The organism is Microbacterium xerophyticum (assembly GCF_053543555.1).
In genome coordinates this window covers 16,001-17,200 of sequence record NZ_JBLVOB010000004.1, presented here as the reverse complement: position 1 = coordinate 17,200, position 1,200 = coordinate 16,001, and the positions used below count along the sequence as shown (strand labels likewise).

The window sequence follows — 1,200 nt, the reverse complement described above, 5'->3', positions numbered from 1 at the left end:
GGGGGATTTCGGATCCCCCCCCGGCGCTCGTCACACCGACCGCTGAACGACGAAGGAGTTGCTGATGGCTGAGATCACACGGGACGTGCTCATCGTGGGCGCCGGAGCGGCGGGGCTCACCGCCGCGAACGACCTGCGAAAGGCCGGTCTCTCCGTCGCAGTGCTCGAGGCGCGCGACCGCGTCGGCGGACGGCTGTGGACCGACGTCATCGACGGCGCGATGCTCGAGATCGGCGGCCAGTGGGTGTCGCCGGATCAGGATGCGCTGAAGGAGACGCTCGAAGAACTGGGCCTGTCGACGTACAGCCGCTACCGCGAGGGCGAGAGCGTCTACATCGGTCCGTCGGGCGAGCTCACCCGCTTCACGGGCGACATCTTCCCCGTCGCTCCCGAGACCGAGAAGGTCATGGTCGAGCTGATCGAGAAGCTCGACGCCATGGTCGCCGAGATCGACCCCGACCGGCCATGGGCGCATCCCGACGCGGAAGCGCTCGACGAGGTGTCGTTCGAGCAGTGGCTCGCCGTGCAGACCGACGATCAGGAAGCGCGCGACAACATCGCCCTCTTCATCGCCGGCGCCATGCTCACCAAGCCCGCTCACGCCTTCTCCACGCTGCAGGCGCTGCTGATGGCAGCATCCGCCGGAAGCTTCTCGAATCTTGTCGACGCCGACTTCATCCTCGACGAACGCGTCGTGGGCGGTCTGCAGCAGGTGCCGCTGCTGCTCGCCGAGCGACTCGGTGACGACGTGCTGCTCAATCAGCCGGTGCGCTCTCTGGAGTGGGGGGACGCCGGCGTGACCGCCGAGACGGATGATCTCACCGTCAGAGCGCGCTTCGCGATCCTCGCCCACGCGCCTGTGCTCTACAACCGCATCTCGTTCGTACCGCCCATGCCGCGCCGGCAGCACCAGTTGCACCAGCACCTCTCGATGGGATTCGTCATCAAGGTGCACGCCGTCTATGACCGGCCGTTCTGGCGGGAGCAGGGCCTCAGCGCGACTGCGTTCAGCCCGTACGAGCTGTGTCATGAGGCGTACGACAACACCAACCACGGTGATGAGCGGGGCACGCTCGTCGGCTTCGTCTCGGACACGCACGCCGACGGCGTCTTCGAGCTCAGCGCCGAGGAGCGCAAGGAGCGCATCCTCGAGTCGCTCTCGCACTACTACGGCCCCGAGGCGAAGAACCCGGTCGTGGT

General features: G+C 67.2%; 1 protein-coding gene. It reads left to right on the top strand.

Features of this window, described 5'->3' with window-relative positions; genetic code table 11:
• Positions 1-64 precede the first annotated feature (64 nt).
• A partial coding sequence (locus ACNPNP_RS02615) for a flavin monoamine oxidase family protein (RefSeq protein WP_448964524.1) occupies positions 65-1,200 on the top strand: 1,136 nt, incomplete at its 3' end.